Origin of the sequence: Streptomyces sp. NBC_01116, from assembly GCF_041435495.1 — a bacterium.
Taxonomy (GTDB): Bacteria; Actinomycetota; Actinomycetes; order Streptomycetales; family Streptomycetaceae; genus Streptomyces.
Genome location: NZ_CP108644.1, coordinates 1137905 through 1159339, shown reverse-complemented (window position 1 = coordinate 1159339; position 21435 = coordinate 1137905). Strand labels below are relative to the sequence as shown.

At 72.1% G+C, this 21435-nt stretch carries 23 protein-coding genes and 2 pseudogenes; 9 read left to right on the top strand and 16 right to left on the bottom strand.

The window, feature by feature from the left end:
• Positions 1–35 precede the first annotated feature (35 nt).
• The 3 genes and pseudogenes from OG245_RS04880 to OG245_RS04870 form a co-directional block, all read right to left on the bottom strand.
• Positions 36–857, bottom strand: coding sequence for a PhzF family phenazine biosynthesis protein (locus OG245_RS04880; protein WP_371622320.1), 822 nt, complete (start codon positions 855–857; stop codon positions 36–38).
• Positions 858–931: 74 nt separating this feature from the next.
• Positions 932–1180, bottom strand: a pseudogene (locus OG245_RS04875) (MFS transporter); the annotation flags it as partial.
• Positions 1181–1341: 161 nt separating this feature from the next.
• On the bottom strand, positions 1342–1737 hold the full coding sequence (locus tag OG245_RS04870; protein WP_371627808.1) for a RidA family protein: 396 nt from the start codon (positions 1735–1737) through the stop codon (positions 1342–1344).
• Between the two features lie 135 nt (positions 1738–1872).
• Here OG245_RS04870 and OG245_RS04865 point away from each other — a divergent pair, with 135 nt between their 5' ends.
• Positions 1873–2874, top strand: coding sequence for a helix-turn-helix transcriptional regulator (locus tag OG245_RS04865; RefSeq protein WP_371622319.1), 1002 nt, complete (start codon positions 1873–1875; stop codon positions 2872–2874).
• Positions 2875–2905: 31 nt separating this feature from the next.
• Here the strand turns inward: OG245_RS04865 and OG245_RS04860 are convergent, their stop codons facing one another.
• The 3 genes from OG245_RS04860 to OG245_RS04850 all read right to left on the bottom strand — a co-directional run bounded on the left by OG245_RS04860 (position 2906) and on the right by OG245_RS04850 (position 4344).
• The gene (locus OG245_RS04860) at positions 2906–3412 is read right to left on the bottom strand and encodes an FBP domain-containing protein (protein WP_371622318.1); all 507 of its coding nucleotides are present in this window, start codon (positions 3410–3412) and stop codon (positions 2906–2908) included.
• A gap of 124 nt (positions 3413–3536) precedes the next feature.
• Positions 3537–3968 carry an RNHCP domain-containing protein gene (locus OG245_RS04855; protein ID WP_371622317.1) on the bottom strand — a complete coding sequence of 144 codons (432 nt, stop codon included), beginning with the start codon at positions 3966–3968 and terminating at the stop codon, positions 3537–3539.
• Positions 3969–3993: 25 nt separating this feature from the next.
• Positions 3994–4344: an RNHCP domain-containing protein gene (locus OG245_RS04850; protein WP_371627807.1), complete on the bottom strand. Its 351-nt coding sequence runs from the start codon at positions 4342–4344 to the stop codon at positions 3994–3996.
• 550 nt (positions 4345–4894) lie between these two features.
• Between OG245_RS04850 and OG245_RS04845 the strand changes: the two genes are divergently transcribed.
• The gene (locus OG245_RS04845; protein WP_371622316.1) at positions 4895–5326 is read left to right on the top strand and encodes a DUF4240 domain-containing protein; all 432 of its coding nucleotides are present in this window, start codon (positions 4895–4897) and stop codon (positions 5324–5326) included.
• A 430-nt stretch (positions 5327–5756) separates the two neighbouring features.
• Positions 5757–6356 carry a PadR family transcriptional regulator gene (locus OG245_RS04840; RefSeq protein ID WP_371622315.1) on the top strand — a complete coding sequence of 200 codons (600 nt, stop codon included), beginning with the start codon at positions 5757–5759 and terminating at the stop codon, positions 6354–6356.
• Between the two features lie 132 nt (positions 6357–6488).
• Here OG245_RS04840 and OG245_RS04835 read toward each other — a convergent pair whose 3' ends face one another.
• A complete protein-coding gene (locus OG245_RS04835) occupies positions 6489–6920 on the bottom strand; it encodes an SRPBCC family protein (protein ID WP_371622314.1) in 432 nt (143 codons plus the stop codon).
• A gap of 79 nt (positions 6921–6999) precedes the next feature.
• Positions 7000–7194 carry a hypothetical protein gene (locus OG245_RS04830; RefSeq protein WP_371622313.1) on the bottom strand — a complete coding sequence of 65 codons (195 nt, stop codon included), beginning with the start codon at positions 7192–7194 and terminating at the stop codon, positions 7000–7002.
• Between the two features lie 243 nt (positions 7195–7437).
• Here OG245_RS04830 and OG245_RS04825 point away from each other — a divergent pair, with 243 nt between their 5' ends.
• The 3 genes from OG245_RS04825 (at position 7438) to OG245_RS04815 (ending at position 10279) form a co-directional block, all read left to right on the top strand.
• On the top strand, positions 7438–7980 hold the full coding sequence (locus tag OG245_RS04825) for a Clp protease N-terminal domain-containing protein (RefSeq protein WP_371622312.1): 543 nt from the start codon (positions 7438–7440) through the stop codon (positions 7978–7980).
• Between the two features lie 151 nt (positions 7981–8131).
• Entirely contained in the window at positions 8132–9163 is a 1032-nt protein-coding gene (locus OG245_RS04820) for a DMT family transporter (protein WP_371622311.1), read from the top strand.
• A gap of 159 nt (positions 9164–9322) precedes the next feature.
• Positions 9323–10279, top strand: coding sequence for a DMT family transporter (locus OG245_RS04815; protein WP_371622310.1), 957 nt, complete (start codon positions 9323–9325; stop codon positions 10277–10279).
• 62 nt (positions 10280–10341) lie between these two features.
• Here OG245_RS04815 and OG245_RS04810 read toward each other — a convergent pair whose 3' ends face one another.
• Positions 10342–11037, bottom strand: a complete 696-nt coding sequence (locus OG245_RS04810) for a pyridoxamine 5'-phosphate oxidase family protein (protein ID WP_371622309.1) — start codon at positions 11035–11037, stop codon at positions 10342–10344.
• Between the two features lie 36 nt (positions 11038–11073).
• Between OG245_RS04810 and OG245_RS04805 the strand changes: the two genes are divergently transcribed.
• The gene (locus OG245_RS04805; protein WP_371622308.1) at positions 11074–12405 is read left to right on the top strand and encodes an aminotransferase class I/II-fold pyridoxal phosphate-dependent enzyme; all 1332 of its coding nucleotides are present in this window, start codon (positions 11074–11076) and stop codon (positions 12403–12405) included.
• Here OG245_RS04805 and OG245_RS04800 read toward each other — a convergent pair.
• The gene (locus tag OG245_RS04800; protein ID WP_371622307.1) at positions 12392–13534 is read right to left on the bottom strand and encodes a DMT family transporter; all 1143 of its coding nucleotides are present in this window, start codon (positions 13532–13534) and stop codon (positions 12392–12394) included. The genes OG245_RS04805 and OG245_RS04800 overlap by 14 nt on opposite strands.
• A 74-nt stretch (positions 13535–13608) precedes the next feature.
• Here OG245_RS04800 and OG245_RS04795 point away from each other — a divergent pair, with 74 nt between their 5' ends.
• Complete coding sequence (locus OG245_RS04795; RefSeq protein WP_371622306.1) at positions 13609–14535, top strand: LysR substrate-binding domain-containing protein; 927 nt, start codon at positions 13609–13611, stop codon at positions 14533–14535.
• Between the two features lie 94 nt (positions 14536–14629).
• Here OG245_RS04795 and OG245_RS04790 read toward each other — a convergent pair whose 3' ends face one another.
• Complete coding sequence (locus OG245_RS04790; RefSeq protein WP_371622305.1) at positions 14630–15100, bottom strand: pyridoxamine 5'-phosphate oxidase family protein; 471 nt, start codon at positions 15098–15100, stop codon at positions 14630–14632.
• A gap of 170 nt (positions 15101–15270) precedes the next feature.
• Between OG245_RS04790 and OG245_RS04785 the strand changes: the two genes are divergently transcribed.
• A complete protein-coding gene (locus tag OG245_RS04785) occupies positions 15271–15951 on the top strand; it encodes a cysteine hydrolase (protein ID WP_371622304.1) in 681 nt (226 codons plus the stop codon).
• Here OG245_RS04785 and OG245_RS04780 read toward each other — a convergent pair.
• The 5 genes and pseudogenes from OG245_RS04780 to OG245_RS04760 form a co-directional block, all read right to left on the bottom strand.
• Positions 15938–16383: pseudogene (locus OG245_RS04780) on the bottom strand (Rieske (2Fe-2S) protein). The gene OG245_RS04785 and the pseudogene OG245_RS04780 overlap by 14 nt on opposite strands.
• 295 nt (positions 16384–16678) lie before the next feature.
• Positions 16679–17668 (bottom strand): alpha/beta hydrolase, encoded by a 990-nt coding sequence (locus OG245_RS04775; protein ID WP_371622303.1) that lies wholly within the window; start codon positions 17666–17668, stop codon positions 16679–16681.
• 60 nt (positions 17669–17728) lie between these two features.
• Positions 17729–18442, bottom strand: a complete 714-nt coding sequence (locus OG245_RS04770; RefSeq protein WP_371622302.1) for a C39 family peptidase — start codon at positions 18440–18442, stop codon at positions 17729–17731.
• Positions 18443–18578: 136 nt separating this feature from the next.
• The gene (locus OG245_RS04765; RefSeq protein WP_371622301.1) at positions 18579–19601 is read right to left on the bottom strand and encodes a winged helix-turn-helix domain-containing protein; all 1023 of its coding nucleotides are present in this window, start codon (positions 19599–19601) and stop codon (positions 18579–18581) included.
• Between the two features lie 179 nt (positions 19602–19780).
• A complete protein-coding gene (locus OG245_RS04760) occupies positions 19781–21406 on the bottom strand; it encodes a hypothetical protein (RefSeq protein ID WP_371622300.1) in 1626 nt (541 codons plus the stop codon).
• Positions 21407–21435: the final 29 nt, after the last annotated feature.

The window sequence follows — 21435 nt, the reverse complement described above, 5'->3', positions numbered from 1 at the left end:
GGGGCGGGGGGTGCTCGGCGCACCCCGGCGCGACGTCAGAGCGCGGTGAGCAGTTCGCCGTCGATCACCGTGACCGCCGCGCCGGTCAGCAGCGTGCGCTCGCCGCGCAGCCCGGTGCGGACCCGTCCCGAGCGGGCGGACGCCTGGAGGCCGGTGAGGTCGTCGCGGCCGAGGCGGGCCGACCAGAAGGGGGCCAGTGCGGTGTGGGCGCTGCCGGTGACCGGGTCCTCGTCGATGCCGACGCCGGGGAAGAAGCCGCGCGAGACGTAGTCGTAGCCCCGGGCGGGGTCCTCGGCGGCGGCGGTGGCGATGACACCGCGCCGGGAGTGGGCCACCAGCGCGGCGAAGTCCGGGGCGAGCGCCCGTACGGCCGCCTCGTCGCGGAGCTCGACCAGCAGGTCGCCGATGTGCTCACCGGTGGCGTGCACCGAGACGGGGTCCGCCCCGAGGGCGTCGGCGAGGCCGTACGGCACCGGCTCCTCGGTCAGCGGGGAGGTCGGGAAATCGAGGGTGAGGGTGCCGTCCGCGTGAGCGGTGGAGCTCAGGATCCCGCAGCGCGCGGCGAAGCGCACCGGGCCCGTGGCCAGGCCCGTGGTGTGCAGGACGTGAGCGGTGGCGAGCGTCGCGTGCCCGCACATGTCCACCTCGGTGGCCGGGGTGAACCAGCGCAGCGCCCAGTCGGCCGTGCCGCCCGGCGGCAGCGGGTGGGCGAAGGCCGTCTCGGAGAGGTTCACCTCGGCGGCGATCTCCTGAAGCCGTTCGGCGGCCGGGAACGTACCGCCGTCCAGCAGGAGCACGCCGGCGGGGTTTCCGGAGAAGGGGCGGTCGGTGAACGCGTCGACGATGCGAATCCTCATGGGGCGACCGTAGAGCGGACGAGCGGAGACGGGCCAAGGCCAATTCCGGGTGTCTGGCCCCTGCCCGTCCGTCATCACCGGCACGCCCGCGGCGCCGGAAGCTCCCGTCCCAGCCGTGCGAGCGGGGGCGCCGCCATCAGGACCGGCGACAGCATCATGCCCGCGGCCGTCACCAGAAGGTCGGTGCGCAGACCCCACTCCTGCGCGAGGAGGCCGCCGAGCAGCGAGCCGAGCGGAGTGAACCCCATGCCGACGAAGGTGATCGTCGCGGCGGCGCGCCCCTGCATCCCGTCCGGTGTGGCGGCCTGCCGCACAGCCCGCACGAGGCGACCGGCGCCGACAGCAGCGACACCAACGCGCCGCCGAGCGCGGACCGCCGACGGCGCTCCTCGGCGTCCGCGATGCGAAGCACCGGAAAGTCGGCTCACCGCCCGTACCGTTCCCGCCGGTTGGTCGGCGGGAACGGTACGGGCGGTGAGCAGCCTCACGCGACGGCGGTGCCCTCGACCTCGACCAACTGGCCGGGGACCGCCAGTCGCGTCACCCCGAGCAGGGTGCTGGCCGGCGCCACCCCGGCCGCGCCCAACCGCCCCGCCAGCACGCCGTAGTGCTGGAAGAGCAGATCGACGTCGGTCGTGTAGACGTTGAGGCGGACGAGGTTCGCGAGAGACATGCCCGCCTCGCTCAGCACAGCCTCCAGGTTGTGGACGCTCAGGGCCAACTGCGCAGCCATGTCCCCGTCGTGCTGAGGTCTGCCGTCGTCGCTCATCGCGGTCTGACCCGAGATGTACAGGGTCCGGGTCTGCCCGGAGACGACTTCACCCTGGTTGAAACCCAGGTCCGTCGACCAGGTCACCGGGTTGACGGTCGTTCGTTCCAGCGCCACTTCAGCTCCATTCGATGCACGGGGGTACGGAGGTCCGTCGGCTCGGCAGTCGCCGGCTTCGACGTCCTGCGGGGGAGCCTTCCAACCAATGACGACACCCTTGGTCAGGTATTTCGCTACCGTTTCCGCATGCGCGCCGACCGATTGGTCTCCTTGGTACTGCTGTTGCGACAGCGCGGCCGGCTGACCGCCGACACGCTGGCCCGCGAGCTGGAGGTGTCCACCCGCACCGTGCTGCGCGACATCGAGGCACTGTCCGCGGCCGGAGTCCCGGTCTACGCCGAACGCGGCCGGCACGGCGGGTTCGCCCTGCTGCCCGGCTTCCGGACCGAGCTGACCGGGCTGAACCACGACGAGACCCTCGCCCTGCTGGCCGCCGGATCGGCGCGCGGGGAGCAGGTGTTCGGCCTCGGACCGGCCCTCGCCTCGGCCATGCGGAAGGTGGTCGACGCGCTGCCCGTAAGCCATCAGGTGGCCGCGAGCGACGCGGCCCAGCGGTTTCTCGTCGACCCGGAGACCGATCTGCTCTCCCGCCGGCCGGTCGCCGACCAGGTACCGGGCACCACCATGATCGAGGTCCGCCGGGCAGTGCTCTCGGGCCGCAAGCTGCGCATCCACTACGCGGCCACGGACCAGGCGCCGCAGTGGCGCACGGTGGACCCGATCGGCCTGGTGACCGTACGGGACCGGGGCTATCTGCTGGCCACGAGAGCCGGCGCGGACCGCACCTACCGGCTGTCACGGGTGCTGGCCGCCGAGGAACTTCCCGAACCGGCCCAGCGGCCGAACCGGGTCGACCTGGACCGGATCTGGCGCGACCGCTCCGCGCGATTCCTCTCCGGCGGAGACCACCTCACCGTGCTGGTGCGGGTGAACCCGGCACGGCGGGAGGAACTGCTGGGCACCGTGCTGGCCGTCCGCGCGGAGGATCCCGACACGGACGGCTGGCCACGGCTGGAGGTCACCTTCCAGGACGCACGGCACGCCGAATGGGCGCTGTGGCGGCTCGGCACGGACGCGGAGGCCCTGGCCCCGCAGTCCCTGCGCGACGCCCTGCGCGACCGTGCGGCCATGCTCGCGGCCCGCTACGCAGCCGTGCCGCGAGAGCCGCTCCCGCAGGCTGGTCCCTGAAGTCGCGTCCATGGGACGGGTCGCCCATCGGTCATTGCCGCCGCGGTTCGGCCACCGAACGCACGAAGGCGATCGTGCGTGTGTGCAGGCCTTCTCGGCGCGACCTGATGATCTCGTCGACCGGACGGTCGAAGGCTTCACGGACCGGCTTGCCGTGCACCTTCACCGCGCAGTCGAGATCGGTGCACAGGAGGAGCCCGACCGCGTTCAGGCGTGCGCGTTTGTCGCGTGAGGGGCGTTGGGCGGTGAACAGCGAGACCTCGTTGAACCGGCGGGCGAACCGGCACAGGTCGCACATCATCGCGCGCGAACCGTGCGCCGAGTCGTTCGGTGCCTGCCGCAGCAGCACCCCACGCGCCTGGCCGTCCGCCTCGGTGACGACGTAGGCGCGCTTCGGGGAGCTCAGATCTCTCCACCCGAGGTAGTCGATCCGGTGCCATCGGACGTCGTCGAACCAGAGGGGCAGGCGGATCCTCTTCGTGGCCGGGTCCTGGTTCACGATCGCGCCGCGCACCTCTTCCCTGGTCATGGGGCGCATGGCTTCTCCTGGTGATGCGCGCACGGATGCGCTCGGTGGAGGGACGCCGGGAGCGGGAACCCCGAGCGTCGAGGTGGGAGGGGTGTGGGCGTCCTGTGACACGGCACCGCGCGTGACGCCCGGATCACGGCGCGAGTCGCATGCGGTGGGCGATGCCGGGATCCCGCAGTGGTCTGAGAGCCAGGCGAACCAGGGCCGGCGCGTTGTCGTCACCGGCGATGCGATTGGCGCCCAGCTCACCGCAGGACACGCACCGGTGGATGATCAGCCACTCGCCGTCGGCCCTGACCGACATGCCCAGGGCTTCCATCCGGGCGCCGCAGTCCGCAGCCCGGTCGCCCGGCACCCGTCGGTCGACGTGCAGGCTGACCAGGCAGTTCGGGCAGTGGTTGCGGTGCCTGGTGCCCGGTGCGTCCAGGGACACGTCCAGTCGGCAGCCCGCGCACCGGAAAGAGTGTCCCCGGTGCCCTCCTTGGCTGTGCAGGATGTCCTTGTACCGCTGCGGCCGCCGGGCGTTCCGGGCACGGCGACGGGTGTTCTTCGCTCGTCTCGGCATGGCAGGTCCTCTCCTTCCTTCCGGTTCAGCGGTCGCCGAACGCTTCGAGCGGAAAGGGAGGTTGAGCCAGTGGCCGGACGGCCAGCCGCATCAGGACGAGCTGGTTGTCGTCCGCGCGGGTGGGGCTGGAGGCCAGTTCGTCGCAGCGTACGCAACGGTGAATGACCATCCAGTCGCCCGTACGCGGCACAGCGACGGCGATCGGCGACATCCGGCCCCGGCAGTCACTGGAGCCGCCTTCGACGGGGTCGAGAACGTGCTGGGACTGCAGGCAGGACGGGCAGTGCCCGCGCCGTGTGCCGTCGTCCGCGACGGCGGACGCGGTCCGGCCGCACCACGCACAGGAGAAGACGCTGTTCAGCGCGGTGCGCGGCAGGCTTGAGCGGGTTCTGCGAGTTGAGTTGGTGCTGGACACCCGGGGTGCTCCTTGCTGGGAAGTCTGTGATGACAGCAAGAGCAGGCCGAGCGGCCTCGACGAAGACGCCCACCTCGTGCGACGCGACATGCGTGCGGGCGGAGGCAGGGGCTGATTCAGTGCACCGGAAAGTACCGGAAAGTACCGGAGAGTGCCGCGGAGTCACGTTCGGACGCCGTCGGAGAAGGACGGCAGGAGAAGGACGGACTGCTGGCTAGACGGTGCAGCGAGGCGCGCGCGGCGCGGGCCGGAACATAAAAATCTCTCTTTTCCGAGGCATGGAAGCCCAGTAGGACCGAGGAACGCCGTCAGAGTAGCCAGGCTCCGTCGAGGGAGCCACTGGTTTTATCGGTGACCGCGCTTTGAGGACAGACCTGTTGGAAGGACTGATGGAGGCCAACAGCCGGATCCGGGCGGAAGGAAACGCATGGGCAGCCTGAAACAGCCGCCGGTCCTGGCGGCCGGCGTTCGACGCCCTGGGGTGTCACACCCGTACGCCATGCTCTCCGGCATGAACGAGAACGCCTTCTGGCAGCTCATCGAAGCGTGCAGTCCCTCGATCCCCGACCCGGAGGGGGATGAGCTGGCCGCTTCCTTGACAGCCCACCTGGCCAACGGCCCCGTACCCGACGTGGTCGCTTTCGCGGAGCAGCTCTCCTGGGCCCTGTACAGGCTGGACCGTAAGGAATACGGCGATGACCTGTCGAGCGACCAGTTCCTCTACACCCGGGCGGCGGTCGTCGCAGCCGGCCGTGAGGAGTACGAGAGCGTGCTTCGCGACCCACGACGGTTCACGCCGTACGCCGACAACCTCATCTGGGCCGAGGCCCTGCTCTACGTGCCCGACAACACGTACAGGCACCTCACCGGTGAAGAGTGGCACCGCAACACCCGATACAGCTACGAGTCGTACTCCAACACTGCTGGGTGGACCGACGCATAGACACCGGCGACCTCTCGCGGCTTGCCCTGGCAACGAGGTCCCGCGTCCTTCAGGGATGGCCTCGCAAGCCCCGGACTCGCCGCGTGCTCGACCGGATCACCGGCACCGGCATTTTCGGTATCAGGCCGGCGCTCAGCAGCTGATGATCCGAGGGCCCGTGCCAGCGACCTGCTCAGCACCGGACCCGGATCAGGACGGACGCGACGTGGAGTACGGCCTGGTAGCCGATGGCGAGTTCGTCCGTCCGCAGGGCCAGGCCGCCGAATTTTGAGCCGACCGTGCTGCTGGTGGGCCTTGCGCTTCTGACCTGCGGTGGTTCGTCTGCGCTGTCCGAGGTCGATGGCCGTCGCCGTCGCCGGCCTTGTCGTTCGATAGTTTCCGATATATCGTTGACGCATCGCGACAGATCAACGATGGAAGGAGCGTAGAGATGCGTTCACACGGACACGAGTTCGGGCCGGGGCACTGCGGGCCCGGGCATCACGGTCGAGGCGAGGGTGACGGTCGTCGGGCCGCTTTCGGGCCGTTCGGGCCGCCCTTCGGTGGCGGCCCCTTCGGAGGCGGGCGCGGGCGGGGCGGCGGTAGGGGACGGGCGCGGCGCGGTGACGTGCGGGCCTCGATCCTGGCCCTGCTGAAGGATCGCCCGATGCACGGTTACGAGATGATCCAGGAGATCGGTGAGCGCAGCGGCGGGGCCTGGCGGCCCAGCCCGGGCTCCGTCTATCCGACGCTCCAGCTGCTGGAGGACGAGGGTTTGATCGTCAGCGCCAGCGAGGGCGGCAAGAAGCTGTTCACGCTCACCGAATCCGGGCGGAGCGAGGCCGAGAACGGCCCCGAGGCTCCGTGGGAAGAGGCCGGGCGTGGCGTGGACTGGGAGGGTGTCAACGAGATCCGGCAGGCCGGATTCGGCCTGATGGAGGCGTTCGGGCAGGTCTGGAAGACCGGCTCCGCCGATCAGCGGCAGAAGGCGCTGACGGTCATCAACGACGCGCGCAAGAAGCTCTACCTGATCCTCGCCGATGAGCACTGAGCACTGAGCACTGAGGCACTGGGCGTCGAGTGCTTGGTGCTGAGCAAGCCGGCCAGCGTGAAAGCGGGCCGTGCGCGCGAGGCCCCGCAGGATGACTCCGCGGGGCCTCGCGCATGTCGCGCGGGCGTGCGGTCAGGAGGTGACGAGCCCGCCGAGCTTGCGCAGCGACTCCTGGAGCGCCGCCGTCGCGGAGTCCTTGAGCTTGCCGCCCATCAGCGAGACCGCCGCGCCGGTGAACTCCCCGTCGATGCGCATCGTCGTGGCCTCGCCCTGCGGGGTGAGGGAGTACCGCATGAGCAGGTTGACCCCCATCGGGCCCTTGCCCCGGGTCGCCAGGAGGCGGCCCTCCTCCAGTCCGTCGACCGTCCAGGTCACCTCGGCCGGGAAGCCCATGAGCTTCATGTTCTCCTCGTAGGTGGCCGCGAGCTCCAGTTCGGCGGGGCCGCCCCGGGGGAAACTGGTGTGGGTGGCGTTCCACTCCCCGTACGACGAGAAGTCCGTCAGGCGACCCCAGACCTTCTCGGCGGGTGCCTCGATGCGTGCCTCGGCGCTGACTTCGGCCATGCGACCACCCCTGGTTCGTCCGGTTCCGGTGTCGCGGAAGGTAGCGGGGGCCGCGGCAACATTCAATACTGATGAACCGTCAGATCTGTTGGGGCTGTCTGTTCCGCCAGATTTCCGCCGCGTCGAACCTGTCCGACGCGCGAGGGTGGGGGCCCTCGTCGTGGCAGTGGAAGGCCGACCAGAAGAGGTCGGCGGGCAGGGCGTCGTCGGGTGCGTACACGCGGTAGACGTACTGCAGCCCGTCCTGGGCGAGCAGCGCGACCATCCAGAACACCCGTACCTCCCCTCCCGTCCCCGCCGTGTGCGTACGGCGTGAGGGACGTGCGCGCGGGGTCTGTGGTTGCCGCGGGGGCGTGAGATGCAAGGCGGCGCGCGCTCCGGACCGTGATGGTTGTGCCGTTCGACGCGATCTCATCCGCAAGGATGACGGACCGCTCCGGTGTCCCCAACTTCGGTGGGATGCCCAATGGGTCGCTCCGGGGATGTCCTTCGGCCGTGGGACTGATGGGGTAGAGGTGTGCAAAACCGGACGCCTCGCATGCCTGACCAGCCCGCACCGATCCACGCCGAGAACGATGCCCGCTTCACCGTGGAACTGGCATCGGTGCTCAACGGTGCGCGCAGGCGCGCGCTGCGCGACGGTGACCGGCAGATCGACACCGCCCACCTGCTGCATTCGCTGATCGAGGCCGACCCCGAGGTCCGCGAGGCCTTCGACGGCGGGCCCCAGTTGGCCAGAGTGCTCGGCTATCTCGTCCAGCGCAGCATCGGCTACGGGCTCCGCTGGCAGGGCTCCGTCGAGGACTCCGGCGCCGTTCCGGTGGTGCGCGACCCGGCGGTCGACGGCTGGTCGCCCTCGGCCCTCGCCGCGATGGAGGGCGCGCTGTGCCGTGCGGCGTCGCGCGGCGAAGCGCGCGCGGCCGGCCTCGATCTGCTCGCCGCCCTGGCGGCCGACCCCGAGTGCCGGGCGGTCGAGGTGCTCGCCCGTGGGGGCGTGGACGCGCGGTGGCTGGCGGACCGGGTGGCCGTGCTCACGGCCGAGGGGACGCGTCACGCCTGAGCCGCGCGGTGTGGGTCGCCCCGTGGGTCGCCCTGGGTGAGCCGCCCCGTGACGGTGCCGCGCAAGCCCCTTCCCGTCGTCGCGGCCGCGGTGCCGTCTCGACAGGTGTCACGGGGATGACGGTGCTGTCGACTGCTGCCATGATGTGCCGATGCAAGCGTCTTCGGGATTCCAGGGCAGAAGTGCCGGGCTGGGCCTCGCGCTGGTCTCGGCCTTCGCGTTCGGCGGTTCGGGTGTGGCGGCCAAGCCGCTGATCGAGGCGGGGCTCGACCCGCTGCACGTGGTCTGGCTGCGCGTCGCGGGCGCCGCCGTCTTCATGCTCCCGGTCGCCTGGCGCCACCGGAATCTCGTACGGGAACGCCCCGCGCTGCTGGCCGGGTTCGGCCTGTTCGCGGTGGCCGGGGTCCAGGCCTTCTACTTCGCCTCCATCTCCCGCATCCCGGTCGGTGTGGCGCTCCTGGTGGAGTATCTGGCGCCCGCGCTGGTCCTCGGCTGGGTCCGCTTCGTGCAGCGCAGGCCCGTCACCCGGGCCGCCGCGGTCGGCGTGGTGCTGGCGGTGGGCGGCCTGGCGTGTGTCGTCGAGGTCTGGTCCGGGCTCAAGTTCGACCTGCTCGGCCTGCTGCTGGCCCTCGGCGCGGCCTGCTGCCAGGTCGGCTACTTCGTCCTCTCCGACCACGGCGGGCAGGACGGCCGGGACGGCGGGGGCAAGCACGCCGAGCCTCCGCACCCCGTTGGCGTCATCGCGTACGGTCTCCTCGTCGGCGCGGCCGTCCTCACCGTCGTCGCCCGCCCCTGGGGCATGGACTGGTCGCTGCTCGGCGGCAGCGCGGCCATGAACGGCAACGAGGTGCCCGCCTGGCTGCTGCTCGGCTGGATCGTGCTGCTCGCCACCGTGCTCGCGTACGCCACCGGGGTCGTCTCCGTCCGGCTGCTCTCGCCCCAGGTGGCCGGGGTCGTCGCCTGCCTCGAAGCGGTCATCGCCACCGGCCTGGCCTGGGTGCTCCTCGGCGAGCACCTCTCCGCGCCGCAGCTCATCGGCGGATTCGTGGTCCTGACCGGCGCGTTCATCGCCCAGTCCGCCGCGCCGAAGCCTCCGTCGGGTCCCGTCGCCTCCGGCGTCGGCGTGGGCACGGTGGCCGGGGCCGTCGAGGGCGAGTTGTCCGGCGACCGGGCCCCGCATTAGTGTGACGGCCATGCATCTGACTGTGCTGCCGCCCCCTGCCGCCTAGCGCGGGCGGCCACTCCTGACGAAGACCGGGCTCGGGCAGTCCCCGAGCGGCTCGTCGCTGCCCGCGTGCGGAGCCGAGCGACCTGCCATCCCGTCCTCCTCTGGAGAAGTCACATGTCCATCCCTGTTGCCTCCGTGCTGCCCGTCGGGCGGAGCATGCTGTACCTGGTCGTCGCCGGAGTCGCCTGGGGCACCGCCGGCGCGGCGGCGTCCCTGATCTTCCGGGTCAGCGATCTCGGCCCCCTCGCGCTGTCCTTCTGGCGCTGCGCGGGCGGCCTCCTCCTGCTCGCCGGCGCGCTCGCCCTGCGCCCCCGCCGGGCGCCCCGGGAGGCCGAACCCCGGCGTCGCCGGCTGCTCCGGATCCTCGGTACCGGCATCGGTCTCACCGTGTTCCAGAGCGCGTACTTCGCGGCGGTCGAGGTCACCGGACTCGCGGTCGGCACCGTCGTCACGCTCGGCGCCGGGCCCGTCCTGATCGCCGTCGGGGCGCGTCTGCTGCTGGGCGAACGCCTCGGCCGGGGCGGCCTGGCCGCCGTGACCGGTGCGTTGACCGGGCTCGTCGTGCTGGTCCTGGGCGGCGAGGGCGGCGACGTCGTGCCGGCCGGCGTGCTGCTCGCGCTGCTTTCCGCCTCCGGGTACGCGGCCATCACGGTGCTCACCCGTCTGCTCGGGCGGGACGGCGGCGGCGGTGACGCGCTGACCACCAGCGCCTGGGCGTTCGGCATCGGAGCGGTGGGCCTGCTGCCCATGGCCATGGCCGAGGGACTGGTGCCGCACACCGCCGAGACGGGGCAGGTGCTGTGGTTGCTGGTCTACGTGGCCGCGGTTCCCACGGCGCTCGCCTACGCGCTGTACTTCGCCGGGGCGGCCGCCGTCCGATCGGCCACCGTCTCCGTGATCATGCTGCTGGAGCCGGTGAGCGCGGCCGTCATCGCGGTGACCGTCCTGCGGGAGCGGCTGACGGCGGCCACGGTCCTCGGCACGCTGCTCCTGCTGACCGCCGTGGCCGGACTGGCCCTCGCGGAGACGCGCGGCGCGGCGGCCCGCCGGAGGGAGGCGCCGGCGGTGTGACGGGCCCGGCCCGGTGGGGGCCGCGGTGGAGGTCGCGGCAGCCACGGCTGCCGCGACCGGGTTCAGAGCGCGGACAGGTAGTCCGGTACGGCGATGGCCGGATCCAGGTCGTCCGCGGGGACCGGCGCTCCATAGCCCCGCGTGAGCGGCACGATGCCGGTCCAGTGAGGGAGGGAGCTGTCCTCGGGCTCGTCGTTGGGCCCGCCGGTGCGGACCTTCGCGGACACCTCGTTCAGGTCCAGCCGGATCACCGCCGTCGCGGCGAGCTCCTTGGCGTCGGCGGGCCGGGAGTCGTGGGAGCGGCCGGGCACGACCTGCTCCACGATCGCGTCCAGGGCGAGGCGGCGCTCCTCGGGGTCGGTCACCGTCACGGCCGTGCCGTGCACCACCACGGAGCGGTAGTTCATCGAGTGGTGGAAGGCGGACCTGGCCAGGACGAGGGCGTCGACATGGGTGACCGTCAGGCAGACCGGCAGGCCGGGGTCCGCGCTCTTCGCCGTCCTCAGCGGTCGCGAGCCCGTCGAACCGTGGACGTACAGCCGCTCTCCTATCCGGCCGAAGAGGGTCGGCAGGACGACCGGGGCGCCGTCGCGCACGAAACCCAGGTGGCAGAGGTAGGCATCGTCGAGGATGGAGTGGACCAGCTCGCGGTCGTAGGAGGCGCGCTCCTTGGACCGGGTGGGTACCGTGCGGTCGGTGGGCAGGTAGGGGGCGGCGACGCCGGAGCCCGTGTCGTCGGGCGTTGCGGTGTGCTGCATTTGCTGACTCCATTGCACTAGTGCATACTGTTGTTTGTGCTAGGAGAGTATCGGATCAGTGGGCGGCGTGCGGCGGAGATCGCCGCCAGTGTGGAGCGCGGAGTCGGCTCCGGAGACCTTCCGCCGGGCCATGTGCTGCCCCCCATGCGGGAGTTGGCGGCGCGTCTGGAGGTCAACCCCAATACGGTGGCCGCCGCCTACCGGACGCTGCGCGAGCGCGGCGTGATCGAGACGGCGGGCCGGCGGGGGAGCCGGGTGCGTCCGGCCCCGGCCAGCACGCCGCGCGGGTCGCTGCGCATCGAGGCGCCTCCGGGCGTACGGGACCTCGGCGAGGGCAATCCCGACCCGGAGCTGCTGCCCGACCTCGGGCCGGCGCTCGCCGTGGCGGCCGCGGCCGACGCGGAGAGCCATGGTCTGTACGGGCAGGCCTCGGTGGTCGCGGAGTTCGCCGCGTACGCCCGTGCCGCGATGGACGCCGACGGGGTGCCCGCCGGGCCGGTCGCGGTGACGTCCGGAGCGCTGGACGCGATCGAGCGGGTTCTCGCGGCGCACCTGAAGCCGGGCGACGCGGTGGCGGTGGAGGACCCCGGCTGGGGCAGCGTGCTCGACCTCGTACCGGCGCTCGGGCTGCGCGCCGTCTCGGTCGGCGTGGACGACTCCGGTCCGCTGCCCGCGGAGGTGGAGCGGGCGCTGCGAGCCGGGGCGCGGGCCCTCGTCGTCACCGATCGGGCGCAGAACCCGACCGGCGCGTCCCTGGACGCGCCGCGCGCCCGGGAGCTGCGCGCGGTCCTGGGGCGCCACCCGGACGTGCTGCTGATCGAGGACGACCACGGGCACGCCATCGTCGACCTGCCGCTGCACCCGCTGGCCGGGGTGACGGCCCACTGGGCGTTCGTCCGCTCCGCGGCCAAGGCGTACGGCCCCGATCTGCGGGTCGCCACGCTCACCGGGGACGCCGTCACGGTCGACCGGGTGGCGGGGCGGCAGCGGCTCGGGCCCGGCTGGGTCAGCCGGCTGCTCCAGCGCGCCGTGCTCCACCTGTGGACCTCGGGCGCTGTCGACACCCCTGCGGTGTCCCGGTCCTACGGTGATCGGCGGGACGCGCTCATCCATGCGCTGGCGGAGCGGGGCGTGAGCGCCCGGGGCCGCAGCGGGATGAACGTGTGGGTACCCGTGAGCGATGAGACCGGAGCGGTCGCCCGGCTGCTCCATGCGGGCTGGGCCGCGGCCCCGGGCGCCCGCTTCCGACTGGACACGCCCCCGGGGGTGCGGCTCACCGTCTCCCCGCTGACGGCGGCGGACATCGGGCCCCTGGCGGACGCGGTGGCGGCCGCCGCGGGTCCGGCGCGGCCGGTCAGCTACGGCTGAGACCGGCGGCGTCCGCACCCGGCGGGGCCGCTCGGTCCGCCGCGGGCTCCGGAGCGGCGACGGCCAAGGCTCGCGTGGGCTCCGGTGCGGTGGCGGCCGGGGTTCCCGCGGGATTCGGACCGGCGGCGACCCGTGCTCCCGCGGGCTCCGGCGCCGCGGCGGGGCGCGCCCGGCTCTGGGTGAGGGCCGCCCCGACGAGGACGATCGCGGCTCCGACCGGAGTGTTCCAGCTCAGCTGTTCGCCGAGCAGCGCGACGCCCGCCGCCGTCGCGATCACCGGGATGAAGTACGTGACCATCTGGGCCGTCGTCGGGCCGACCTCCTGGACCAGGCCGTACTGGAGCAGCAGCGCGAGGCCCGTGCCCAGTGTGCCCAGGGCGAGCACCGAGAGGGTCGGGAGCAGGGGGAAGGATGTCGGCGCCGAGGTGAACATCGGTGTCACCACCGCCAGTTGCAACGTGCCGAGGAAGAGCTGGCTGCCCGTCAGCGCCAGCGTCGACGACCCCGTTCCGGCCAGGGTGCGGCGGACGTAGATCCAGCCGACCGGGTAGCAGAACGAGGCGAGCAGCGCCATGCCCGTACCCGGCAGGTCCAGGCCGGAGAAGCCCTGCCAGGCGCCCAGCACCGTGAGGACGCCGAGGAAGCCGACGCCGAGACCGGCCACCCGGCGGCGGGTCGGGCGGTCCTCCGACAGGGCGACCACCGAGAGTGCCATGCCCCAGAGCGGCGAGGTGGCGTTGCAGATCCCGGCCAGCGTCGAGGGGATCGTCAGCTCCGCGTAGGAGAAGAGCGAGAACGGCAGCGCGTTGAGGAGGAACGCCGCGACCGTCAGGTGCCCCCAGGTCCGGGCGGAGCGCGGCAGCCGGTCACGGCGCATCGCCATGGCGGCGACCAGGACCGCCGTACCGGCCAGCAGCCGGCCGAAGGTGACCTGGAACGGGGCGTAGCCCTCGGTCCCGACCTTGATCAGCAGAAAGCTGAACCCCCAGATGAGCGAGAGTCCCACGAACCGGATGCGCCAGTCGAGGGCAGGGCGCCGCGCGGCCGGCGCGGTCGGGGCGGACGGAGGAGGCGGCGGGGGAGGTGCTGACGCCGGGACCGTGGCCCTCGGCTCGCAGGGAGCGCTCATGAGGTCCACCCTGGCGAAGATGATGTCTTAGGACAAGTGAATCCTTCTTCGCTCGATCGCGTAGCATCGCTTACATGTTGAACCTGGAGCGGCTGCGCACGCTGGACGCCCTCGCCCGCCACGGCTCGGTGAGCGGGGCGGCCGACGGGCTGCACGTCACGACGTCGGCGGTCTCCCAGCAACTGGCGAAGCTGGAGCGCGAGGTGGGGCAGCGGCTGCTCGCCCGAAACGGCCGCGGCGTCCGCCTCACCGATGCCGGCCGACTGCTCGCGGACCACGCCGCGCGGATCCTGTCGCAGGTGGAGCTGGCCCAGTCCGACATCGAGGCGCAGCGCGGCGAGGTCGTCGGCGAGGTGCGGATCTGTGCCTTCCCGACCGCGGCCCGCGGGCTGTTCCCCGCGATGCTCACCTCCCTGCGAGCGGACCACCCCGACCTCACCGTCCGCACCCGGGAGCTGGAGCCCGAACAGGGGCTGCGCGAGGTGCTCCGCGGCGATGTGGACCTGGCCGTCGTGCTCGACTGGAGCAACAAGCGGCTGCCCGTGCCCGGCGGGCTGGCCAAGGCCGAACTCCTGGACGACGCGCCGGACATCGCCATGCCGGCCGGACATCCGCTGGCGGACCGTGACGTGGTGGAGCTGGAGGACTTCGCGGACGACGAGTGGGTGTCCTGGCCCGAGGGCGAATTCTGTTACGAGTGGCTGATGTTCACCCTGCGTTCCCGGGGCATCGAGCCCCGCATCGCCCACCTGGCAGGTGAGCACCACACGCAACTCGCGCTGATCGCGGGCGGGTTCGGTGTCTGTGTGGCTCCGCGGCTGGGGCGCGGCCCGGTCCCCGAGGGCGTGCGACTCGTGCCGGTGCGGCAGACCGTGCGGCGGCACGTCCACGCGGTCTGGCGCACGGACGCGGACCGTCGGCCGTCGGTCCGCGCCGCGGTGGAGGCGCTGCGGACGGCGGGCGCGGGCGTGAGTGCGGGCGCGGCGGCGGCCGGCGGTTGAGCCCCGGAGGCCGGGGCCGGGGCTCAGCCGGGCCGCGCCTCTGTACGCGGGCCGCGCCTCGGTTCGCGGGTGCTCGCCCCGGGTTCGCGCGGGCTCAGGCGAGACCGGCGAGCTTGCGGAAGTCCCAGGAGGTGATCGTCTCCGGGGCGATCCGCAGCCAGGCGTGCCGTCCGTCGTGCGGCATCTGCGTCATGCCGAAGTACTTCACGGGGAACAGCCTCTCCGGTTCCACGAGTTCGGGGCAGGGCTCGCCCGTGCGGGGCGCCTCGCCGACGAACTCCGCCCGGCCGGTGAGCTCCACGCCGCGCAGCTCCTCGTACCCCTCGCCGTCGTCCACGACCACGGCGATCCTGGCGTCACCGCGCAGCTGGGACCAGCGCAGGCTGCGCGTGATGGAGTACAGCCAGAGGGAGCGGCCGTCCCAGACGAACCACAGGGCGCCGACGTGCGGGGCGCCGTCGGGGCCGAGCGTCGCCACCCGACAGGTGCGCTGTTCGCCGAGGTAGGCGTCGCGCTCCCCGGGCGTCATCATGATCCGGCGGCCTCGTCGCTGGGTGTCGGTCATGGCCGCCCTCTCCTGGGATCTCCTGGAATCTGACTGTGTGTCAGAAATCATGGACGCTCTTCCTTCATGGCGCAATGGCCGCTACTCTCGCGCGCCCCGTGCGTCCACAGGAGTCCGTCCGCGTGAGCCCGTCCTCCCGGGCGGGGGACACCGGAAAGGGAGGAGCGCCCATGCCGTCGAAGCCATCACAGGAGCGGCTCACCGAACTGCTCGACCCCGCCACCACCGTCCTGCTGACCGTCGAGTGCCAGCAGGGCGTCGTGGGGCCGGACAGCGCCCTGCCCGAACTCGCCGCCGCAGCCCGCTCGTCGGGCGCGCTCGCCAACATCGCCCGCCTCGTCGCCGCCGCCCACGGGAGCGGAGTGCAGGTGATGCACGCGGTCGCCGAGAGCCGGCCCGACGGTCGCGGCGGAAACCACAACGCCCGGCTCTTCCGCGCTGCCGCCCGGCTGCCCGTCCAGCAGCACACCGGCAGCACCGCCGTCCGGGTCGCGGCCCCCATCGAGGTGGCCGAGGAGGACCTCGTCGTCCGCCGGCTGCACGGCCTCTCGCCGCTGGCCGGCACCGACGTCGACCCGCTGCTGCGCAATCTCGGCTGCCGGACGCTCGTCGTCACCGGCGTATCGGCCAACATCGCGATCCCCAACGCCGTCTTCGACGCGGTCAACCTCGGCTACACGGCCGTCGTACCGGCCGACGCCATCGCGGGGGTGCCCGCCGAGTACACCTCCGCGATGGTCCGCAACACGCTCGCCCTGGTCGCCACCGTCACCACCACGGACGCCGTACTCGTCGGCTGGAAGCGACCGCGCAGGCGGAGGGCGGGGCGGGGAGCGGTCACGCCAGCCTGATCGAGTCGCCCTCGACGGTGATCTCACGGGCGGGCAGCGGCCGGGTGGCGGGCCCGCCGGTCGGGCTGCCCGTGGCGGCGTCGAACGTGGAGTTGTGGCAGGGGCACGTGATCGCGCCGTTCGCGACGTCCTTGACCGCGCAGCCCTGATGAGTGCAGCCGAGAACGCCTTGAACTCGCCCGGCTGCGGCTGGGTCACCACGACCTTCTGCGCGGCGAAGACCACCCCGCCGCCCTCCGGGATGTCCGCGGTCGCGGCGAGCACCTCCCCGCCCTTCCCGCCGCCGCTCCCGGGCTGCTCGACCCTGTCCGCGCCTCCCGATCCGTCCGATCCGCCGCACGCGGTGAGGGCCGCAGCCGCTCCGACCGCTCCCACCGCGGCGACGACCGTGCGGCGTCCGAGGAGGCTCCGGTTCTCCTGCGTTGCGCTCATCGCGGCATTCCCTTCGTCGGTCTTCTCGCCGGTCTTCCCGGATCGGGCTCCGGCGCCACCGCCTCCCACCGCTACCCGTCCGCCCAGCGCACCTACACCGTGCAGCTGACCGTCACGGACCGGGGCGGCCGCAGCGGCACGACCTCCCGTCAGGTCTCCTGCTACGCCTTCTCCGGCGGCCGGCCGCTCTGCTTCGCCGGCTGACGGCCGTACGCGCGGAACTCCGCGAGCCGCCGCGGACCCGGAAGTCCCCCCGGGCCCGCGGCGGTTCCGCCGTACGCCGGTGGGCGGCCCGTCAGGCCTTACGGAGGCGGGCGACGATCCCGTCCAGGTCCCGCTGGAAGAGGTCGGGGCGGACGAAGTGACCGCCGGGCACCTCGTGCCACTCGTGCCCGATGCCTGCCGAGCCGAGCCGTTCGCGGAACTCCCGCTGCCCGGCCAGGACTTGCGTCTCGTTGACCGTGTCGAACCAGTTGACCGGGTCGGGGCTGGTGCCGGCGGCCAGGAACACGCGCTTGTTCCGGTAGCTCTCGACGCGCTGGACCGGGTTGTCGGCGCTGACCCTGGCCTCGTCCCACAGCGGTGCACCGTAGACCGTGGCGCCGCCCAACTCCACAGCGGCGGAGGAGAGGTTGGCCCAGTGGACGACGAGCCCGCCGTCGCGTCGCAGACTGGCCGGTCCGGAGTGGGAGCTGACCGAGGCGAAGTGCCCGTAGTACTTGGCCGCGTACTTCAGCGCCCCGAAGCCCCCCATCGAGAACCCGGAGACCGCCCGGCCGTCGTACTCGGCGTACGTACGGAAGTTGGCGTCGACCCACGGGAGCAGCTGCGCGATGTGGAAGGTCTCCCAGTCGCGGGGGCCGACGTTGGAGCCGACCGGGTTCGAGTACCAGCCCGCGGAGCCGCCGTCGGGCATCACGACGATGATCGGCTTCCCGGCGGTCCAGGCGCGGATGCCCATCCGGTCGAACGTGATGAAGTCCTGGCCGGTGCCACCCCCGTGGAACAGATACAGGACCGGGTACCTGCGCCCGCCGGTGTGGTAGCCGTCCGGAAGCAGGACGTTGACGCCCGGGTCCCAGCCGATCGCGTCGGTCGCGAAGCGGAAGTAGCGCATACGGGGATCGCGCTCGTCGCGGTCCACGACGCGCAGGCCGAAGCCGTCGCCCACGGCGTGTGCGGCGGATGCCGAGGACAGGACGCCTGCCGCGCCGAGTGCCGTCGTCGCGGTCAGTCCGGCGGCGGCTTTCATGACGCCTCTGCGGGTGGGCCGTTGCGTGTTCAACGTGACCTCCTGGTCAGGGGGAGTGGGGTCGCGGGCGGAGTCGGACGGAATCAGACGGAGTCAGGCGGAGTAGCCCTTCGGCGGGATCAGGGTGGCCAGCTGGTCGAAGGAGATCCAGTAGATCTGGTTGCCGCCGAAGGACGCGGGGTCCGCGATGAGCACGGTGCGGTCGACCGCGTCGTAGCCGAAGACGGTGAAGTAGTGGTAGATCGTCTGCTCCGGGGGGTAGCCGGGCGGCTGGTTGCCGGGAGGGGCGACGATGTTGGCGACCAGCGGATGGTCGCGGTCGATGTCGTACACGATGTCGTGCCACAGGAGGTCCCGCTGTCCCTGGGTGGGCGGGTCGTCCGGCATCTCCTTGGTCTCGTACCAGCCGCCGCCGAGCCGTGCGTTCAGCACGGCGGTGACCTGGCCGATGTGGTCGGTGCCCGCCTCGGTCGTGCCGAGCTGCGCGGCCAGCTCGCCCTGGCTCGGCGCGGCGGTCCGGGCGGAGAGCGCGATGCGCGTCGCGGCGGGGCCGCACCAGTAGCCGGTCTCCTGGACCTGGTAGTCGATCTCCAGCCAGCGGGCGGCGCCCGTGCGCCCGGCGGCGACCCGCAGCCGGGTTCCCGGCCCGTCGTACCCGGAGGCGAGGGCCGTTCCGGCCGCCGAGTCGTGGGCCCGCACATCGACGACCGGGACGGCGGGGGCGGGCGACGCCTGAGCGGTGCCGGGGAGGAGAAGTGCTCCGAGGGTGAGTGCGGCGACCGTGCTGGGGACGAGTCTCGCGCGCATGAGGGCTCCTGTGGGGGACGGGGCCGTACGGGGACATCGGCGCGGGGACGGCAGTGGGGGCCGTCCGGCCGGGTGCGGTGGCAGGAGACAGCGTGAGGTCCCGGCCGAGCCGGGCACAAGCGGTGTAAGCCCAGGCTTACGGGTGCGGTTCGCCGTCCGGCCCGGGACCGGAGCGGCGGTCCTCCGCGGCCAGCAGCGCACGCCCCTCGGCGGTCGCGAAGTGAAAGGCGCGGCCTGCCGTGCGGACGGTGGTGGTCAGCCCTGCCGCGCGCAGGACGTTCATGTGCTGGCTGACCGCCGGGTGGGTCACCTGGAGCATCCGGGCCGCCTCCACGGTGGAGCAGCCGGCACGGGTCGCCCGTAACAGGTCCGCACGGGTCTGCCCGAGGAGGCGGCCGAGGGCGCCCCGGCCCGTCGCCGGTCCTGTCGCCGCCGTGGGCCGGGCCCAGTCGGCCGTGTGGTGGATGGGGTGGACCAGAACGGGCGGCAGGCCGCCGTCCGCGAGGGTGGTCGGGGTCGGCCAGCAGAAGAACGACGGCTGGAGCACCAGCCCCCGCCCGTCCAGCCGCAGCCGCTGTTCGACCGGATAGGTGACCTCCAGCACGGGCGGCCGCCAGCGGACGTCGGGCCCGAGCCCGGCCAGCAGCGCCTCGGTGCCGCCGTCCATCAGGTGCCGTGTCCGCAGCGCCCGGTCCGCCTCCAGGGCCGCGCGGACGTACGGCCAGTGCGGCACGAGCGCTTCCGCCTGGTAGGCGTGGAGCGCCTCGCCCAGCCGTGCGAGCGCGTCGGTGTCGCCCTCGGCCAGGGAGGCGGCCCAGCCGGGCAGCCGCGTCGACCCGGCCAGCCGGGTCAGCTCCGCACGCAGCCTCGTCCGCGGTGTCCCGAGCAGGGTGTCGACGGAGGCCCGGAGTGTGGTGCGGGCGCCCGCGGTGGGGGTGAGGAAGTCGGGGGAGTAGCCGCGGGGCGGCAGCAGCGGGGCGAGCAGGCGACGGCTCTCCGGGAGCCGGGGCCGCGCCCAGCGGCGCCACGCGCCGAAGACCCGTTCCCCGTCCGTCCGTTGCAGGGTCTGCACGCTGTTGGTGATCTCCCACAGGAAGTCCGGCCCCCGGGCCACCCTGACCCGCGTCAGGTCCTCGGGCGTGAAGTGGATCCGTAACATGGACGCTCCATCGGAAGGCGGGGCCGGCCACCGCACCCGCGGGCCGCCGTGCCACCACCGGCGGGGAACAGGCCACTACCCGCCCTCGCGACGGGATATGCCGCGCCACCGACCTCGCCGACTCCGCCGACTGCTCTTCGCGCCTGTGCGGAGCTTGGCCGCTGCCCTGTTCGCGGCGCTCAGCCCCACGCCGCGTCGAGCCGCCTCCGCATCCAGGTGACGCGCTCGGCGATCGGCCGCCTACGGAGATCGATGACGGGGCGGGTGAACTCCCGCAGGAAGGAGTTCCCGGGGTCGTCCGACACGACGTCATCGGCGCGCACGATCACCGGAAACCCGGACAGAGCAGGGTCGTCCGGTGTGAGGGGCTCGCCGAGCTGTGGCACCTCGCCGGCCCAGAACTCCGGGTTGCCGAAGGGATCTACAGGCTTCTCCAGTATGACGACGCTGTCGTCGGCGCGCCCCAACTCTTCGATCAGTTCGAGTTCCTGCAGCAGGGCAGGGGTTTTCTCGCCCGCCCAGACGACGATGCGCTCGGCGAGGGCGATGAGCACGCGCACGCTGTCCAGCCAGCCGTCGTCAGGGAGGTACAGGAACCGCTTGAGCTTCATGTGGACGCCGAGCAGGGAATCGATCTGGCTGTCTATCCCGAACGCGGCCGCCTTGGTGTTGGCGACCTGCACGATGTCAGTGATCTCCGCCAGCTGGTTCAGTATGCGCTGGCCATTCGTGAAGCGGATGGTTCGGACATAGTTCTCCGGACCTGTCTGCTCGAATATCTGATTGCGCTGGGAGCTGGCGAAGGAGGTCTCCGTGAGGTCGAAGTTGCGTAGCAGCAGAACCGTGGGGTCTCCCGTACACGCGGATCTCCGGACGAGATTCGCCGTCGCGTGATGGATCTGTCCGGCCAACCGGATGTGCTGGGCATCGTAGTCTCGCGGGACGCCGGTCGTCCCTTCCGGGTCGTGACGCCCCGTTCGCCGAGCTTCCCGCATCATCGCGTCCAAGAACTCGGTCTTGAACTCCGGTTGCGGGAAACTCACCCTGTGCAGGACGTTCAGCGCATGTCGAGCTAGGGAAACCTGCTCGCGCAGCGTGGGGTTTTCGGTCTCGGCAACGTTCACTGCGAACAATTCGACGATGCGCGCATAGGTGAGTCCGGCCGCCGGCTCCTCGCCGATTTCCATACAGCTGATTGCTCTGTTCGTCATGGTGGCGGCGACGTTCCCGCGCAGCCAGGTGTCGTTGCTCGACTCCCAGCGCTCGATGATCTCGTCGCAGACTGCGATGCTCGCTCGCGTGCGCTGCTGGTGGTTGTGGGTATCTCTGCCGAGGGTGAGGAGCGTGCTGAGGTCCATCAGCGCTCTACAGATCAGCCGTTCCGTCTCGGTCTCTCCTCCGCGGGGTACCGAGTCGACCATGCGCCTGAGAGAGTCTGTCGCGTGTGCGTACAGCTCGGGCACCAGACCTGCGTCACGGTAGAGTTCGACGGCTCCGGAGATGGTCTGTAGCGCGAGGCTGCCACCATGGGGCGCGTAGAGTCCGACAAGCCAATCGGTCAGAATGAGCGAGTCGTCGAACCGGCCAAGAGCAATGCAGCGTTCTATGGTCGCGGCGACGGTCATGCAGTGCGCCAGATCGTCGTCGGGCGCCGGTCCGAGCTCATGGGCGAGCGCCGGAAACGTACGCATCAGCCAATGATGGAACTCCGCATCCGCGTCGGCCTGCATCGCCGCCTGCTGTCGTGCCACGTCCCATCGAGCCAGAATGTTGTCCGCAGTCGTTTCCATGTCGAATTCGGGCAAGGCGATCAACTCCTTCTGGGCCTGGCGCC

Coding starts and splice junctions, on each gene's coding strand:
- OG245_RS04785 (WP_371622304.1), top strand. CDS start 15,271: ATGCCGTCGAAGCCATCACAGGAGCGGCTCACCGAACTGCTCGACCCC.
- OG245_RS04820 (WP_371622311.1), top strand. CDS start 8,132: ATGCAAGCGTCTTCGGGATTCCAGGGCAGAAGTGCCGGGCTGGGCCTC.
- OG245_RS04865 (WP_371622319.1), top strand. CDS start 1,873: ATGCGCGCCGACCGATTGGTCTCCTTGGTACTGCTGTTGCGACAGCGC.
- OG245_RS04855 (WP_371622317.1), bottom strand. CDS start 3,968: ATGCCGAGACGAGCGAAGAACACCCGTCGCCGTGCCCGGAACGCCCGG.
- OG245_RS04810 (WP_371622309.1), bottom strand. CDS start 11,037: ATGCAGCACACCGCAACGCCCGACGACACGGGCTCCGGCGTCGCCGCC.
- OG245_RS04770 (WP_371622302.1), bottom strand. CDS start 18,442: ATGCGCGCGAGACTCGTCCCCAGCACGGTCGCCGCACTCACCCTCGGA.
- OG245_RS04840 (WP_371622315.1), top strand. CDS start 5,757: ATGCGTTCACACGGACACGAGTTCGGGCCGGGGCACTGCGGGCCCGGG.
- OG245_RS04800 (WP_371622307.1), bottom strand. CDS start 13,534: ATGAGCGCTCCCTGCGAGCCGAGGGCCACGGTCCCGGCGTCAGCACCT.
- OG245_RS04835 (WP_371622314.1), bottom strand. CDS start 6,920: ATGGCCGAAGTCAGCGCCGAGGCACGCATCGAGGCACCCGCCGAGAAG.
- OG245_RS04795 (WP_371622306.1), top strand. CDS start 13,609: ATGTTGAACCTGGAGCGGCTGCGCACGCTGGACGCCCTCGCCCGCCAC.
- OG245_RS04815 (WP_371622310.1), top strand. CDS start 9,323: ATGTCCATCCCTGTTGCCTCCGTGCTGCCCGTCGGGCGGAGCATGCTG.
- OG245_RS04845 (WP_371622316.1), top strand. CDS start 4,895: ATGAACGAGAACGCCTTCTGGCAGCTCATCGAAGCGTGCAGTCCCTCG.
- OG245_RS04765 (WP_371622301.1), bottom strand. CDS start 19,601: ATGTTACGGATCCACTTCACGCCCGAGGACCTGACGCGGGTCAGGGTG.
- OG245_RS04860 (WP_371622318.1), bottom strand. CDS start 3,412: ATGCGCCCCATGACCAGGGAAGAGGTGCGCGGCGCGATCGTGAACCAG.
- OG245_RS04880 (WP_371622320.1), bottom strand. CDS start 857: ATGAGGATTCGCATCGTCGACGCGTTCACCGACCGCCCCTTCTCCGGA.
- OG245_RS04790 (WP_371622305.1), bottom strand. CDS start 15,100: ATGACCGACACCCAGCGACGAGGCCGCCGGATCATGATGACGCCCGGG.